The organism is Nocardiopsis rhodophaea, from assembly GCF_039530945.1.
GTDB classification, from domain to species: Bacteria; Actinomycetota; Actinomycetes; order Streptosporangiales; family Streptosporangiaceae; genus Nocardiopsis_C; species Nocardiopsis_C rhodophaea.
This window is the reverse complement of record NZ_BAAAPC010000002.1, coordinates 371,307-384,458: the sequence shown is the minus strand read 5'-3', so window position 1 is coordinate 384,458 and position 13,152 is coordinate 371,307. Positions and strand designations below refer to the sequence as shown.

Annotated in this window: 11 protein-coding genes; 5 read left to right on the top strand and 6 right to left on the bottom strand. The window is 68.1% G+C overall.

Annotated elements, in window-relative coordinates:
* Positions 1-19 precede the first annotated feature (19 nt).
* Complete coding sequence (locus ABD259_RS03600) at positions 20-1,792, bottom strand: ABC transporter family substrate-binding protein (RefSeq protein WP_344160187.1); 1,773 nt, start codon at positions 1,790-1,792, stop codon at positions 20-22.
* Positions 1,793-2,112: 320 nt separating this feature from the next.
* On the opposite strand from ABD259_RS03600, the gene ABD259_RS03595 reads away from it, so the two are divergent.
* A complete protein-coding gene (locus tag ABD259_RS03595; RefSeq protein ID WP_344160154.1) occupies positions 2,113-2,952 on the top strand; it encodes an oxygenase MpaB family protein in 840 nt (279 codons plus the stop codon).
* Positions 2,953-2,965: 13 nt separating this feature from the next.
* On the opposite strand, the gene ABD259_RS03590 is transcribed toward ABD259_RS03595, so the two are convergent.
* Positions 2,966-3,781: a putative protein N(5)-glutamine methyltransferase gene (locus ABD259_RS03590; protein WP_344160151.1), complete on the bottom strand. Its 816-nt coding sequence runs from the start codon at positions 3,779-3,781 to the stop codon at positions 2,966-2,968.
* Positions 3,782-3,995: 214 nt separating this feature from the next.
* Between ABD259_RS03590 and ABD259_RS03585 the strand changes: the two genes are divergently transcribed.
* A complete protein-coding gene (locus tag ABD259_RS03585) occupies positions 3,996-4,649 on the top strand; it encodes a DJ-1/PfpI family protein (RefSeq protein ID WP_344160148.1) in 654 nt (217 codons plus the stop codon).
* A complete protein-coding gene (locus tag ABD259_RS03580) occupies positions 4,646-5,092 on the top strand; it encodes a MarR family winged helix-turn-helix transcriptional regulator (RefSeq protein WP_344099017.1) in 447 nt (148 codons plus the stop codon). The genes ABD259_RS03585 and ABD259_RS03580 overlap by 4 nt, the downstream gene beginning before the upstream one ends.
* A 472-nt stretch (positions 5,093-5,564) precedes the next feature.
* Here the strand turns inward: ABD259_RS03580 and ABD259_RS03575 are convergent, their stop codons facing one another.
* The 4 genes from ABD259_RS03575 to ABD259_RS03560 form a co-directional block, all read right to left on the bottom strand.
* Entirely contained in the window at positions 5,565-7,379 is a 1,815-nt protein-coding gene (locus ABD259_RS03575) for a phosphoenolpyruvate carboxykinase (GTP) (protein ID WP_344160145.1), read from the bottom strand.
* 377 nt (positions 7,380-7,756) lie between these two features.
* Positions 7,757-8,902, bottom strand: a complete 1,146-nt coding sequence (locus tag ABD259_RS03570) for a DUF1996 domain-containing protein (protein WP_344160142.1) — start codon at positions 8,900-8,902, stop codon at positions 7,757-7,759.
* A gap of 125 nt (positions 8,903-9,027) precedes the next feature.
* The gene (locus ABD259_RS03565; RefSeq protein WP_344099023.1) at positions 9,028-9,678 is read right to left on the bottom strand and encodes a DUF4142 domain-containing protein; all 651 of its coding nucleotides are present in this window, start codon (positions 9,676-9,678) and stop codon (positions 9,028-9,030) included.
* 39 nt (positions 9,679-9,717) lie between these two features.
* Entirely contained in the window at positions 9,718-10,284 is a 567-nt protein-coding gene (locus tag ABD259_RS03560) for a hypothetical protein (RefSeq protein ID WP_344160139.1), read from the bottom strand.
* Positions 10,285-10,785: 501 nt separating this feature from the next.
* Here ABD259_RS03560 and ABD259_RS03555 point away from each other — a divergent pair.
* Both ABD259_RS03555 and ABD259_RS03550 read left to right on the top strand, forming a co-directional pair.
* Positions 10,786-11,652 (top strand): ferric reductase-like transmembrane domain-containing protein, encoded by an 867-nt coding sequence (locus ABD259_RS03555; RefSeq protein ID WP_344160136.1) that lies wholly within the window; start codon positions 10,786-10,788, stop codon positions 11,650-11,652.
* Positions 11,649-13,133 carry a ferredoxin gene (locus ABD259_RS03550; RefSeq protein WP_344099029.1) on the top strand — a complete coding sequence of 495 codons (1,485 nt, stop codon included), beginning with the start codon at positions 11,649-11,651 and terminating at the stop codon, positions 13,131-13,133. Before ABD259_RS03555 ends, ABD259_RS03550 begins: the two co-directional genes overlap by 4 nt.
* The last annotated feature ends 19 nt before the right edge of the window (positions 13,134-13,152 follow it).

Below are 13,152 nucleotides of genomic sequence, written 5' to 3'. Positions count from 1 at the left end.
GGCCGGCGGCGACGGACCGCTACTCGGCTACCTGTCCCCAGGCTCCGATGTTGTACTGCGCGCGGTTGGCGGACTGCCGGTTGTCGCGGATGTTGACGTACCCCTCGTTGACGAAGGCGTAGTTCGGCTCATGCAGGATGGGCAGGACGTAGGCGTCCTGGACCACGAGCTCGGCGGCCTGGTTGGCGTACTCGGCGGCCTCGTCGAGCGTGGTCGCGGCCTGCACCTTCTCCACGAGCTCGTCGACCTTCTCGTTGGAGTACTTGCCGAAGTTGCTGCCGCTCTCACTGTGCCAGTACTGCGACGGGCTGGAGGTGAAGAACGGGTTGCCGCTCCACCCGAACTGCGCGATGTCGTAGTCCTGGCCGCCGAGCATGGCGCCGAGGTCGTCGGTCACCTCGATGTTGGTCGTGACGCCGATGTCGGACAGCTGCGACTGGATGATCTGCATGGAGGTGCTGCGGGTGACGGTGTCGGTCGCGCGCAGGCGGAACGGCCCGACCTTGTCGCCGTCCTTGGTGAGGGTGTCGCCGTCGAGCTCGTACCCGGCGTCGGTAAGGATCTTCTTGGCCGCCTCGACGTCGCCGCTGCCCTGCCCGGTCTCGGAGATGAGGTCCTGGTGGTACGGGCTGTCGGCGCTGAAGACGTGGTTGGTCTTGACCTTGAAGTCGGGGAACCCGGCGCCGAAGTTCCGTTCCGCGATCTCGCTGACGTCGATGGCGGTGAAGATGGCGCGGCGCAGCTCGACGTCCTTCAGCCACTTGTTCTCGGTGTTGAGGTCGATGTGCTCCCAGCTCGGTCCCGGGCCGATGTCGAAGTAGACCGTGCCCATGCCCTTGATCTGCTCGATGATGTCGGCGTTGTACTGGGCCGGGTTGCCGCCGTCGATCTCGCCGTTGCTCAGGGCCGGAACCCAGGTGCTCTCGTCCTGGATGAAGCGGATGATGACCTTGTCGAGTGTCGGATCGGTCGTGCCGTAGTAGTTCTCGTTCGGCTCCTTGATGACCTGCCGCTCCAGGTCGCCCTCGACGATCTTGTAGGGGCCGCCGGAGTACTCGGGTCGCGTCCCGTTCAGCCACTGGAAGTACTCGCCGAGGTCCTTGGGGTCATCGACGTCGAGACCCTGCTCCTCGGCGAGGTGAGCCGGGTGCAGCCCGCCCGAGATCCCGTGGGCGTCGAGGAAGCCGAACCATTCGGGGTTGGCCTTGCCCTCCTTGAGGGTGACCGTGACCGTTTTGCCGTCGTCGCTGCCCTCGACCTTCTCGACGTTGTCGTACTCCTCGGGCGAACGCGAGGTGCAGCCGTCGCAGTGGCCCTCAGCGGGGCTGGTCGCCATCTTCCAGGTGACCTCGAAGTCGTCAGCGGTGATGGGCGTGCCGTCATCCCACACCGCTTCGGGGCGGAGCTTGAACTGGAAGCGGAAGGGATCCTCGCCCAAGAGTTCCGGTTCCTCGGCGAGCAGGTCCATGTTGTGTTCGTAGGTCTCGCCGTCGGGCGCCCACTGCCCGACATAGGGCAGCACGCCTTCGAGCATCTGGGAGGTGTAGACACTGCCACCCTCGGGTGAGATCAAGCTCCACGCCCCGGGGACCGAATTCACCATCCAGGTGATCTCGCCTCCCTCGGCACGTTCACCACTATTGCAGGTGTTCGGATCCTCCGAGCAGTCCTCCCACCCGCGGACCTCACCGTCGCCGCCATTGCCGCCGGTACATGCGGTGGCCACCATCGCCGCGGCAGTCAGCACCGCGGCGAGTCCGGTCACCGATTTTCGCTTGAGCACGGTTCCCATCCTTCTCATAGCCGATTCCAGAGATCAGCGGATCGCGCCTACTCAGACCGGTTGCGATACCGGACAGCAGAACATTGCACCGACGACAGAGATAAGACATAACGGCGATTTGTGACAAACCTGAAACCGCATATATTTCCCATCATCCCACCACCCGCTGGCTCCACCTTTTTCCCACCGGGCCCAGTAATCACCACTCCCGAATACGCCAAAAGCGACAGACGACAAAAAACCACCAGCGGCACACCAGACGACGACACTCCGTGCCGCACCTTTTTCCCATGAGGCACACCACGGGGGCAGAGTTCTAAGCTTGACGCATGACTCCAGGTCTGTTCCGAGAGAACGCGCCGATCCGGCGGATCAACCGCGAGGCCGTCGTCCTCGGCGGAGCCGGGTACGCGGTCCTCATGCAGGTGGCCCACCCCGCCGTGAGCCGAGGCGTGTACGAGCACAGCGACTTCGCGGTCCGGCCGGTCAACCGGTTGCGCGGCACACTCACCTTCGTCTACGGGCAGGTCTTCGGCACCAGGGAGGAGGCCGAACGGGTCGCCCGGATCGTCCGGGCCATGCACACGAAGGTCAACGGCCCCGGCTACGACGCCCTCGACCCGGACCTCCAGCTGTGGGTCGCCGCCACCCTGTACGACTCGGGCACGCGGCTCTACGAACTGACCCTGGGCCCTCTCGCGCCGGAGGAGAAGGACGCCGCGTACCAGCAGGCGTCGATCTTCGCCACGTCGCTCGGCTGTCCTCGGGATACCTGGCCTTCGAGCCGCGCCGAGTTCGACGCCTACTGGGAGCGGATGATCGCCTCGATGGAGGTCGACGACTCCGCACGGGCGATCACCCGCTCCCTGTTCAACCCGGCCAACCCTCTGCTCCGGCCGTTCGTCCGCCTACAGGGCTTCCTGGCGGCGGGGCTGCTGCCACCGCGCATCCGCGAGCAACTCGGCCTGGCCTGGAGCGCGAAGCGGCAGCGCACATTCGACCGCCTGTTCGCCGTGCTGCGCACGGTCTACCCCCGCTTCCCAATGACCGTCCGCACCCTCCCGATGCGCGCCTACCTGTGGGACATGCGCCGCCAGGCCCGGCGCAACCGGCTCTACCGGCGGCCCCGACGGACGGCCCGCACGCGGCGGCACCACCAGAGGAACTGACCGGCCCGTCCGCCTAACCCAGCCGGCCGTCGCGCCTTCCTATGACGACGGTGGCTTCCATCTCCTCCGACCTGGCCACGCGCGGACTCAGCCCGTGGGCGGCGACGATGTCAGCGGCCGACGGCGCCTGGCGCTCACTCGTCTCGACCAGCAGGTGGCCCCCGGGCGTTAACCACCGAGGCGCCGCCTCCGCCACCCGCCGCAGAATGTCCAGCCCGTCGCCGCCGCCGTCGAGCGCCACCCGCGACTCGTGGATGCGGGCCTCTCGGGGCAGCAGTCCGACCTCACCGCTGGGGACGTAGGGGACGATGGCCACCAGGATGTCGACGCGGCCCCGCAGCGTCGCGGGCAGCGGCGCGTCGAGGTCGCCTTCGTACACGTGGCCACCGACGGTACCGACGTTGCGGCGGGCGCACCGCACGGCGGCGGGGTCGATATCGGTGGCGTGCAACTCGACCGACGCCACCGACGGGGCCCGGCCCACGGCCGCGCCCACGGCGCCCGAGCCGCAGCACAGGTCGAGGACGACGGCACGGGGCGGGGCGAGGGCCGCGGCCTGCCCGACGAGGAACTCGGTACGGCGCCGCGGGACGAAGACGCCGGGATCGACCGCGAACCGCAGGTCACAGAGCTCCGCCCACCCGAGGACGTGTTCGAGGGGAAGTCCGGCGACGCGTCGTTCGACCATGTCCTCGACGTCGGCCGACGTGCGTGCCGTGGAGATGATCAGTTCCGCCTCGTCTTCGGCGAAGACACAGCCAGCGGCCCGGAGCCGGGGGACGATGTCGGAAGGGGCGCAGGACGAGGGGAACGCAGGAAAAGCCGACATGGATACCTTTCAGGATGCCTGTGGGCACTCCCGTCGGTCACCTACGTCGGATCTGACCGCGCGGCTGAGAGGTGGGAGTACCCGGCCTGACAAGCGTTAACGGGTCTCACCTCCTCGGTCGGTCCATCGCTGGAGACAGCGACATTACGCCATCCACGCCACCCTCCACAACTCGGATTTTGACAATATCCTGTCAACACGACAGAATCCTGTCATGACAAAGGGCACCGTACACATGGCCGTCTACGACACCCTCGCCGACTGGGAGGTCGGGCACGCCATCGCGCACCTGCGCAATGGGGCGGCGCACCGCGAGTCCGGCGGGTTCGACGTCGTGACGGTCGGCCTGACACGCGACCCCGTGGAGACCATGGGCGGTGTCCGCGTTATGCCGGACATCACCCTGGGCGACCTCCACCCCACCGACAGCCGGATGCTGATCCTTGCCGGCGCGGCGAGCTGGGACGCCGAACCCGCGCTCCTGGCCCCGTTCGCGCGCATGGCCCGGGCTTTTCTCGCGGCGGAGGTGCCCGTCGCCGCGATCTGCGGCGCGACGGCGGGGCTCGCCCGTGAGGGCCTGCTCGACGACTGTGTCCACACCAGCGCCGCCGACGGTTACCTCGCGGCCACCGGGTACGCGGGCGCCGAGCACTATCGGGACGCGGACGCGGTGACCGACGGCAACCTGATCACCGCCGGGCCGACCGCCCCGGTTGCGTTCGCCCGCGAAATCTTCGGCAGGCTAAACACCTACGAACCCCGGGTGCTCGACGCCTGGTACCGGCTCTTCGCCGCAGGCGACCCGAGCGCGTTCGCGGTACTCGCGGCGGCCGGGCACAGCGCCCAGGACGGGGACCGGGCGCAGTGACGCAAGAAGCCACCCGGCTGCTCAGCGGCACCGCACTCGCCGTGTTCCGCCTCAACGGCCAGTTCCTCGACGTGTCGGAGCGGATGGCGCGCCCCGCGGGGCTGACCGCCGCCCGCTGGCAGGTCCTCGGCGCGGTCCTGCACGAGCCACTGCCGGTGTCGGGGATCGCCCGGGCCATGGGCATCACCCGACAGAGCGTCCAGCGCATCGCCGACCTGCTCGTCGACCAGGGGCTCGCGGAGTACGCGCCGAACCCCGCCCACAGCAGAGCCAAGCTGCTGCTCCCCACCGACCAGGGCCGGGAGGCGATCCGCCGGATCGGCCCGGCCCACCGCGATCTGGCCGAACGCCTGGCCGAGGAACTCGGCAGCGAGGAGTTCACGCGCGTCCTGGACTCACTGGAGCGGCTGTCGGCTGCGCTGGAGCGGCTGGCCGCCGAGTGAGCCCGAGCAGGAGGGCGACCACCCCCGATCGCGGTCCGGTGCGCCGCAGACGCGCCGAGGGCGAGCAGCGCCACGCGTCGCCCCGCGGCGCGTCCAGCCCCGTCCGGACGAGGTTCCTCACTTAGCGATTTCCCCTCGAAATCCCGCAGGGACCGGATTTGGCACAATCGCGGCCTGACGCCGATGTCATGACCATCGAGAAAATCAGACCAAATAACACCAACGTGTTCCGTATGCAAGAAATCCCGCCCCCGCATTGGTTCGGTGTTGCACAGGGTGCGCCGATGGGGAGAAACGGAGTCTTCTGGGCCGACGCTTGTTCTCCCGCACCGGAACCTCGCCGACGACGCGCCATGAGTGTCCCTCCACGGGCCGGAGCGAGCGCGCATGATGCCGCGCGCGAAAACGGGGAGGCCCCCACCCCTGGAGGGAGCCTTCCCCGTGAAAATGTCCTCGCGATCGGCCGCTGGCGTTAACCGAGGCGGTTGTGCAGGGCGTTGTACTCGTCCCACAGCTCCGGTGGGAACTGGTCGCCGAAGGACTTGAAGAACTCGGGCATGAGCTCGGTCTCCTCGCGCCAGGTATCGCGGTCGACGGAGAGCAGGAATTTCAGGTCCTCGGCGCTGACGTCCAAGCCCTCGGTGTCGATGCCGTCCTCGGCCGGGACCAGGCCGATCGGGGTTTCGGCGGCGTCGGCCGTGCCGTTGAGGCGTTCGACGATCCACTTCAGGACACGGCAGTTCTCGCCGAAGCCCGGCCATACGAAGCGGCCGTCGTCGCCCTTGCGGAACCAGTTGACGTAGAAGATGCGGGGCAGCTTCTCGGTGTCGGTCATGCGGCCGATGTCCAGCCAGTGGCCGAAGTAGTCGCCCATGTTGTAACCGCAGAAGGGCAGCATGGCGAACGGGTCGCGGCGCAGTTCGCCGACCTTGCCCTCGGCGGCCGCGGTCTTCTCCGAGGCCACGTTGGCGCCCATGAAAACGCCGTGCTGCCAGTTGAACGACTCGGTCACCAGCGGGACCGCGGTGGCGCGGCGGCCTCCGAACAGGATGGCCGAGATCGGGACCCCGGCCGGGTCCTCCCACTCGTCCGCGATGGTCGGGGCCTGCCCGGCCGGGGTGGTGAACCGGGCGTTGGGGTGGGCGGCGGGCTCGTCGGAATCGGGCGTCCAGTCGCGGCCCTTCCAGTCGATCAGGTGGGCGGGCGGCTCCTCGGTGAGGCCCTCCCACCACACGTCGCCGTCGTCGGTGAGCGCGACGTTGGTGAAGATGCTGTTGCCCCACAGGGTGGCGACCGCGTTGGCGTTGGTCGACTCCCCGGTGCCCGGCGCGACGCCGAAGAACCCGGCCTCGGGGTTGATCGCGCGGAGTCGGCCGTCCGCGCCGAAGCGCATCCAGGCGATGTCGTCGCCGACCGTCTCGACCTTCCACCCGGGGATGGTCGGCTGCAGCATGGCGAGGTTGGTCTTGCCGCACGCGCTCGGGAACGCCGCCGCGATGTAGCGGGCCTCTCCCTCGGGCGGCGTGACCTTGAGGATGAGCATGTGCTCGGCCATCCAGCCCTCGTCGCGGGCCATCACCGAGGCGATGCGCAGGGCGTAGCACTTCTTGCCCAGCAGGGCGTTTCCTCCGTAGCCGGAGCCGTAGGACCAGATCTCGCGGGTCTCCGGGAAGTGCGAGATGTACTTGGTGTCGTTGCACGGCCAGGGCACGTCGGCCTGGCCCGGCTCCAGCGGGGCGCCCACCGAGTGCACGGCCTTGACGAAGGAGCCGCGCTCCTCGATCAGGCGCAGGGCCGGGGTACCCATCCGGGCCATGATCCGCATCGAGACGGCGACATAGGCGGAGTCGGTGATCTCCACACCGAGCTGGGAGATCTCGCCGCCGAGCGGGCCCATGCAGAACGGGACCACGTACATGGTGCGACCGCGCATGCAGCCGTCGAAGATCTCGGAAAACGTGGCGCGCATCTTGTCCGGCGCGATCCAGTTGTTGGTCGGTCCCGCGTCCTTCTCCCGCTCCGAGCAGATGAAGGTGCGGTCCTCGACCCGGGCCACGTCGCTCGGGTCAGACCGGCAGTAGAAACTGTTGGGTCGGAGTTCGGGGTTGAGTTTGACGAACGTCCCGCTCTCCACGAGTAAACCGGTCAGCCGCTCCCACTCTTCATCGGAACCGTCGCACCAAACGACGTTCTTCGGCTTGGCCAGGGCTGCGCCCTCGCGGACCCAGTCGATAAGTTCCCCATGGTCAGTGGGTGGAAGTCCGATATCGGCAACACTGTCGGTCACAACGACTCCTTTGGGATGGACAGGTCCGCATCATCGTTGAAGCGCGGCCTTCCAGGCCAGTTGGTCTGGACAGCTGGTCTAGACCAGAGGTTCAGCAATCCCCTACCTGCGGGGATTCATCCCATCACTTTTGGAAGGAGGCGTTCGTCACTGTTTAATATAGGCGCCCGGCCATAAGCGCCCGGCGGCCGGGCAGAGGAGGTGCCGAGGTCCGGGCCGAACCGAATCGCACAAGTCCTGGCCGCGGTTCCGCGGTGGCCGCCGGGCGCGTCCGAGGCAACGGCCGTGCCCTTCGCTAGCGACATTCGGTAGCGACGACGTCGTCGTGCCGGTCAGTGCCGACGGTGGTGCCGTGTTACGTGTCGGGTGCCGTGCCGTCACCTGTTCTGGCCGGTGCGGCACTCCCGACCGTCGTTAATACAGTCGACGACCTCACGCATCAGGTCCGGGGACATGACGTTGATGAAGTCGGAGTGGTCGGTGATCGGGTTGCGCCGCTCCTCCGGGAAGCCGTCGACGGCGAAGGACTTCCCCGGCGGCACCTCATAGACGAGCGTCTGGCGCAGTTGCGGCACCGCTACGGTGCCCCGCGGGCATTGGCCATCGCGGCGCGGGAACACGATGTGCGACCTGTTGTCCTCACTCTCGATGTTCTCCCCGTCCCAGCAGCTGGGAAAGTCCGCGATCCGGACCACATCGGACCCCTCCGGGCACAGCGGGTACTTGTCGGCGAACGCCTGCCCCTCGAACCCCGTGCAGGTCCACTTCGCGTTGGCGTTCTCCCCGCCCGTGGTGAAAGCGCGGGCGTTACCGGTGATGATCTGCAGGAAGGGGGCCATCGGCACCACCTCGGACCGCGGGTTCCCCCGGAACTCCAGCACGGCGCTCTTGGGTTCGAGGATCCGGCCGACGTTGCCGTCGGCGCCGCCGCCGGGGGCGTTGGCGTCGAACTCCACCCCGTTGATGTCGCGGAGCACCGGCCAGTAATAGGTGGACTGGTCGCGCTGGTCCGCGCAGCTGGTCTGGCCCTGCGCGAGGAGGACGTTGTTGGTGCCGACGTCTTCGGTGTAGTTCTGCACGTTCTGGTTGCCCACGTAGTCGTGCGTGTGCTGGGCGCCGTTCTCCACACCGGGGGCGACGATCACGTTTTCGCTGTTGAAGAGGCGGTTGCCATTGGTGCCGCAGTCCGAGATGAAGGTGCCGGTCGATCCGGAGCGGCGCGCCTGAGGGTCTTCCCCGAGGGGAGGGGCCAGCTCGATCCGCGCGAAGTCGCTGCCGGCCGGCCCGGTGACGCGCTGGTTGCCGATGTCACCGGTCCGGCCGCCGATGTCGACACCGCCGCCGAGGCCGTAGCCGCCGCCTTTGCCGTCGCCACCGCCCCAGAGGAACCCGGTCCCGCCGAAGCCGTCGGCCGCGGAGCCGAAGCCGACGACGTCGATTTCCACCTTCCGCGGATCGCCGAACGCGATGACGGTCGCCGCGGCCGCCAGCACCAGCGCGCCGGTCGCGGACGCCAGGACCACAGGACGGAACCGGCGCCGCGGCCGCGAGCGCCCAGCGTCGTCATGTCTACTTTTCCGGGTGGATTGTCGGTGTTTACGCACTGCACCTCTCCTTTGTCGATCGCGGGGGAAAAGATTCGTCGAGGTCAGACGCCGGGACGCCGCTCCGGCGGCAGAGGTTCGGGAAGTTGTTCGTAGTCGACCAGGCCGGTGCTTTCCAGCAGGGTGATGTGGCGCAGCACGACCAGCATCGTGTGCTGCACGAACGATCGGATGAGTTCGTTACGGGTGCCCGCGCGGACCTCAGCGAGCAGTTGGATCACCTGCCCGTGGGCGTAGCGCAGGCGGTAGACGGCGAGCTTGTCGTACTCCTCTCCGGACAGGCGGGAGAGCTCCTCCATCCAGTCCTGTTGCGTTGTGGTCGGCATGCTGGGCAACACGACATCGAGCTGTTCGGCGACGCCGCGGACCCGTTCGTCCAGCAGCTTGTGGTCCTCGGCGAGGATGCCGCCGACCTCGCGCACGCGCTTGCTGCGCCCACGCTCCTGGGCCTGCTGACCCGTGGGCATCTCCCACAGGTTGGCCTGACGGACCTTGATGAGGACCGCACGGTCGGAGGGCCCGAGAGGGCCGAACGGAGTCGACTTCCAGTCCTGCCAGAACACGCCCGCCACGGAGGTGGACCCATTGGGGACCACCATGACGATGGTGAGCAGCGATACGAGGAGGAACACCACCACGCCGCTGTATTCGACGTACTTCAGCGAACCAACCTGGAACCCCTGGAACCGCTTCACTTCCCCGTCCTCCTACGAAAGCCGGATGCGTTACCGGCGTCAGTAGCCGCCGGATCCGCCGCCCTCGTCCGTGCCCTGCGTGCCTTGCGTGCCCGGCGATCCGCCGTCGTCGGTGCCGCCGATGGCGCCGTTGCCCTCCGCCTTCTGTCCTTCCGGGGTCATCGCGTACCAGCTACTCGCCATGCCCTGGCCGTTCACATCACCGGGGGACACGTCGCCGGCGTAGCGGTACAGCGGCCATCCGGCGAGGGTGAGCTGGGTACCGCCGCCGTCCTCCCTTTCCATGGAGCCGATGAGTTCGGACGCCACGCCCTCAGCGCTGGGTTCGCCCTCAGTCAGGGCAGGGGGCCACTGCTTGGCGCAGTCCGCTTCACAGTTGGACGTGGGCGGTTCAGTTGAATCCTGGGTGAACATGTAGAGCGTGTAGCCGTCGGCGTCGGTCACCACGTCACCCACGCTGGTGTCCTTCGCTACCCGCAGCGTCGCCGCGGCCTCGTCTTGGCCCTCGTCCGAGGTGGCGGAGTCGTTGCCCGCTCCGCCATAGCCGCCATAGCCCGAATCTCCGTCACCGTTACATCCGGCGGCGGTCAGGAGTATGGCCGCCATACCGACAGAGATCAAGGTCTTGTTTCCTGCTCGCACAGTCCTCTTCCGATCCATTCTCGATGTCGCTGGCCAACGACGCCGTTATTGCCTAGAGATACGGGCCTCGACGGTGAACGGTTCAACTCAAGTGACGGAAGTTCTTAAATACGGCGGTGATCAGGCGATTCTTTTGGACTGTAAAGATTGTGTGCAACTCAGAGTGATCAACGGACAATCCCCGCTCAACGATGATCAACTACCGAATCCACCCCAACGTGTCCCCCGAACGGTAGATCTGCTGCTACCGTCGACAAAGCGCGCATCTCTCGTTCACCGATCTCGTTCGGCCAATCAGGCCCCCCGCGGAGATCCGATCCGCCTGGATGGTGGAGGACAGCCATGTTCGAGCAGATCCCAACGCTTAAGCCGGACCATGATGCCCGGACAGCACCCAAGAAACGGCACCGACCAGGGAGGACACGACCCCGGGACGCCGTCTCCCCACCATTGCGGCGCCCCTGGGTGAAGGTTTCGCTGCTGGCGGGAATACTCCTGGTCAACACCATTGTTGCAGTCGTTGGCCCACAGCAGGTCGCATTCATCAGGACTCTGCAGGATTTCCTGTGGACCTACGCTGGGGTTTTCGCCCTCGTCGGGATGACGGCCCTGGTGGTGAGCGGCGTGATGGCCGCCGACCGCATCCTGACGTCGCCCCGCATGCGGCTCGTCTATCAGGCATTGCACCGAGCGATCGCGCTGGCATCCGTGGGCTTCCTGTTCGCCCACGTCACGCTTCAGGTCACCTTTACCGGCGTCGGCTTCTTCAACGCGATCGTCCCGATCGGGGTGGACATCTCGATCCTTTTCGGCGTCTTCGCGTCGAACCTGATGATCCTCATCATCGTCACGAGCCTGCTGCGCAAGCGCTTCGCCGGGACCCGCTGGCAGTGGGCGTGGCGCGTCGTACACACCACCGCCTACCTGTGCTGGCCGATGGCGATCGTGCACGGACTGACCGCCGGCCGGTCCCCCGACGGCTACGTCACCGTGGGCTATGCGCTGTGTCTGGCAGCGGTGGGCGGCGCGCTGGTCATGCGCATGCTCATGCGCCCCGACACCGGCCGCCGCGAGCCCGAACGGCGCGCGAGCGTGGTCCGCGACGGGGGCCGTCCGAGGCACAGGGCGACCGTGATCCGTCGCGGACTCAGCGGGGATGACGACGCCGCGTCCGGTAGGGGCGCCCTGGGGGCCACGCGTGGCTCGGGTGTCGGCGGCGTGCCGGGCACGCGAAGCGGCAGCGCCCAGCCCGAACGCCCCGGCTCCCTGGTCGAGGACGCCGAGTTCTGGTCCTCCCCGCGCGGCGAGAGAAGCGAGAGAGAGGAGCCATGACAACGACCGCTCCCCTGGGACAGGTCCCTCCGGTCCACGCCATGGGCACGCCCCGCCTCACGCTCGGACTCGACAGTGGGCGCGGCTCGCGCCTCGACTTCCTGACCCACCAGGCGCTGCACGGCGACATGCCGCGGCTGAACGTCGATGACCTGATGACCATGGCCGGCCTCGCCGACCTGCGCGGAAAGGGAGGCGCGGGGTTCCCGTTCGCCCGCAAACTGCAGGCGGTCGTGCGCTCGGCGCAGCGGCGCACCTCACCCGTGCGGGTGGTCGTGAACGCGACCGAGGGTGAGCCCGCCTCCGCGAAGGACCTGATGCTGCTCACCCGGGCGCCCCACCTCATCCTCGACGGCGCCGAACTGACCGCGCGGGCGCTCAACGCTCCCGAGATCACCATCGGCATCGCCTGCGGCGAGGCCGGTGAGAAGTCCCTGCTCGCCGCCATCGACGAACGCGCCTCCGACATCGCCGTCCAGGTGGTGCGGATGCCCGACCGGTTCATCTCTGGTGAGGGCGGCTCACTGGTCCGGGGGATCAACGGCCAGACCCCTATCCCGCCCGGCCGCAAGATCCGGGCCAGCGACCGCGGCGTCGACGGGCTGCCCACCATGCTGTCCAACGCCGAGACCTACGCGCAGCTCAGCCTCATCGCGGCGCTGGGCGCGGACCAGTACTCCACCGTGGGCGTGCCGAACGAGCCCGGGACGGTGCTGTTGAGCGTCAGCGGCTCGGCCAGGTCTCCGGGCGTCGTCGAGTGCCCCAGCGGGACCCCCCTCTCCGACGTGCTGGTCGCCTGCCACGCGCCGGTCGGCCGGGGCGTCCTCATGGGCGGATATCACGGCATGTGGCTGCGGCCCGACGCCGTAGAGCGGGCCGTGGTATCCCGAGCGGGTATGGAGGCGGTCGGCGCGGTGCTGGGCGCCGGCGTCGTCGTTCCTCTCACAAGTGACGCCTGCCCGCTGGAGGAGACCGCGCTGGTGCTGCGCTACATGGCCAAGGAGAGCGCCATGCAGTGCGGTCCGTGCTTCCGCGGCCTGCCCGAACTCGCCCGCGCGTTCGACGCCCTGGTGGACGGGGAGGGCGATCCCGAGGAGGTACAGCGGGCGGCGGCCGTCGGCAACCGCCGCGGCGCGTGCTCGCACCCGGACGGCACCGCCCGCATGGCGCTGTCCGCGCTGGAGGCGTTCCCCGACGATGTGGCCGCCCACCAGTACGACGGCGGCTGTGGAGCCTCACGACCCGGTCGGCTGCCCCTCCCCAAGGACGACTCGGGCCTCCGCCTGGTCCTGGACTGGTCCCGCTGCGACGGCCACGGCCTGTGCGCCCAGCTCGTCCCCGAGCTGATCCAGCTCGATCGGAACGGCTTCCCCGAGAGCCCGACCATGGACGTCCCGGAGAAGCTGGAGGAGGCAGCGGCGAAGGCGGTGCAGATGTGCCCGACCCTCGCCCTGCGCCTCGATTCGACGCCGAACGGCTGACGGGGGCCGAGACGGCCTC

Excerpts from the sequence above, each read along its gene's own strand:
- ABD259_RS03600 (WP_344160187.1), bottom strand. The coding sequence starts at position 1,792 with ATGGGAACCGTGCTCAAGCGAAAATCGGTGACCGGACTCGCCGCGGTG.
- ABD259_RS03595 (WP_344160154.1), top strand. The coding sequence starts at position 2,113 with ATGACTCCAGGTCTGTTCCGAGAGAACGCGCCGATCCGGCGGATCAAC.
- ABD259_RS03590 (WP_344160151.1), bottom strand. The coding sequence starts at position 3,781 with ATGTCGGCTTTTCCTGCGTTCCCCTCGTCCTGCGCCCCTTCCGACATC.
- ABD259_RS03585 (WP_344160148.1), top strand. The coding sequence starts at position 3,996 with ATGACAAAGGGCACCGTACACATGGCCGTCTACGACACCCTCGCCGAC.
- ABD259_RS03560 (WP_344160139.1), bottom strand. The coding sequence starts at position 10,284 with ATGGCGGCCATACTCCTGACCGCCGCCGGATGTAACGGTGACGGAGAT.
- ABD259_RS03550 (WP_344099029.1), top strand. The coding sequence starts at position 11,649 with ATGACAACGACCGCTCCCCTGGGACAGGTCCCTCCGGTCCACGCCATG.